Genomic DNA, 1,955 nt, shown 5'->3' with positions numbered 1-1,955 from the left:
GGCCGTCCCAGCGCGCAACGCATCATCCCCGAGCTGCAGCACCTGGCGCCCGGCAATGTCGTACCGATGAGCCCGGACGGCACGCAAGGCATCGAGGTCCACTCCCTCGAGCCACCCACCTCCATGGTGTGGTCCTCGCCCGGGGAGACGTCCTGGACCTGGCAACTGGACCCGCGACCGGATGGGACGACGCGCCTCATCACCCGTATCCGAAGCCGGATGCGACTCAACCCGCGATCGATCGCGTTCTACACCGTCGTCGAACTCGCCGACATCTGGATGATCCGCAAGATGCTCCTCAACATCCGCGAACGCGCTGAACGACCGCCCAATGCACGCGCCGCGCAACAGCCCTCGACGCAGACCTGACAGATCGTCGGCGCCTCGGTGTACTGAGGCACGCCTTGGGGGGTGCCAAGGACGTCGCCGAAGCCGATGTTCGGTACGCACCGGTTGTTCACCTGCCAGGGTCATACTCGGGGGATGCCGAGCGACCCGGATCCATTCCTGACCGTGGTTCTCAACCTGTCGCAGTTCCACCGTGAGCACGAGAAGTACTACACCGAGTCGCCTTTGCACGAGTCCATCGCGCTGTCGCGCACCTCGAACGCCCTGAAAGCCCTGGCAGAGCGGTGGTCGACGGTGCAGCCGGACGAGGCGCCGTTGCCGAGCCCATTCGCCGGAGCCGTCGACCTCAATGACGAGCGCGCGATCGAGCTGCTCGGGGTCCTGTTCATGGAAGGTGCTGGCGAACCGGCGGAGATCACGCGGATGAAGTCGGATCTCGCTGCGCACGCCGAGGCCTGTCGCTCAACCGGGGAATGGCTCGCGAAGGCGATGGAGGCGTCCTGGGGTGTGGTCGAGCACCTCGTGGCCTACCCGGGAGCGGCCGACCTGCTCGGCGATCGCCATCGCATCATCAGCAATGACTGGCAGTGCGCGTCGCTGTCCTCGATCGCGGGCCGCAACATCGACAGGGCACTGACAGTTCTCGCGCAGGTGGAGTTCACCCCGGCGGCGTTGCGCGCCGACCTGGCGGCGGGTCGGGTCGCACCCCGCTACCTGTTCGCCGCCTCGGAACTGGTCGATCACGCCGCAGACCTGCTGGCCCAAAGCTCGGTGATCACCCGGGACAACGAACGCCGGTGGCGGGTGTTCCACCAGCGCGTTCGCGAGATCATCGACTCGGCTCCTGGACCTGCCCGCACGAGGCCACCGGACGCCCTGGACACGACCCTGCCGGAAGCGGGCCCCGGATCGTTCGAAGAGACCGTCGGTCCCTGATTGGTCGCCACCGCTGGCGCAGTTGAACGCTCCGTGGCCGCCCCTCGGATGAACTGTGAGTGAAGCCATACCGGCGGGCCGGTGAGGCAGTGAGTGGCGCATTGCTGACGGCGCCCTGATCCGGTGCGGCGACGAGGTCACGGTCGTCGCTGGAATCCCGCGTGTCCCGCAGCGACTGTCGCTGGCGACGGGCGACACGCTGCTGCTGACCGACGACCTCACCCCAGTGCCCGTTCCCCAGCCCGGAGAGGTCGCGCGCATCGGCTGCACCGTGCCCGAGGCCATCGCCGCGATGGCACCGGGGGATGCGGTCCTATTCGACGACGGGGCGATCCGAACGACCGTCTCGTCAGTGGCACCCGGGCAGGCGACCCTCACCGTGGATCACACCAAGCCAGGTGGGCAGCGCCTCGGCGCCGAGAAGGGAATCAACCTGCCCGACACGGTCCTCCCACTCAGGGCGCTCACCCCGCAGGACGAGAGCCACCTGCCCTTCATTGCAGAGCACGCCGACCTCGTGGCGGTGTCCTTCATCCGGACGCCCGAGGACGTGCGTCACGTCCTGGACCGCGTGGCCGCCTCCAGTGCTCCTGACCTCGGGCTGATCCTCAAGATCGAGACCAGGCAGGGATTCGAGAACCTGCCCTCGATCCTGCTCGAGGGCATGCGCC

Annotated in this window: 3 protein-coding genes; all 3 read left to right on the top strand. The window is 67.7% G+C overall.

What is annotated here, in order from left to right; genetic code table 11:
- On the top strand, window positions 1-369 hold a 369-nt coding region (locus VET27_RS05080; protein WP_526515760.1), incomplete at its 5' end, for a ricin-type beta-trefoil lectin domain protein.
- Between the two features lie 114 nt (window positions 370-483).
- Complete coding sequence (locus VET27_RS05075) at window positions 484-1,284, top strand: hypothetical protein (protein ID WP_526515758.1); 801 nt, start codon at window positions 484-486, stop codon at window positions 1,282-1,284.
- Window positions 1,285-1,510: 226 nt separating this feature from the next.
- Window positions 1,511-1,955 (top strand): pyruvate kinase (locus VET27_RS05070; protein ID WP_526515756.1); only part of this gene is annotated, 445 nt, incomplete at its 3' end.

Origin of the sequence: Mycobacterium sp. (assembly GCF_035633495.1) — a bacterium.
Taxonomy (GTDB): Bacteria; Actinomycetota; Actinomycetes; order Mycobacteriales; family Mycobacteriaceae; genus Mycobacterium.
The sequence above is the reverse complement of the archived record's forward strand: the minus strand, read 5'-3'. Positions and strand labels throughout refer to the sequence as shown.

What these genes read in the sequence shown, in the direction of transcription:
- VET27_RS05075 (WP_526515758.1), top strand. Translation starts at nt 484, where the DNA reads ATGCCGAGCGACCCGGATCCATTCCTGACCGTGGTTCTCAACCTGTCG.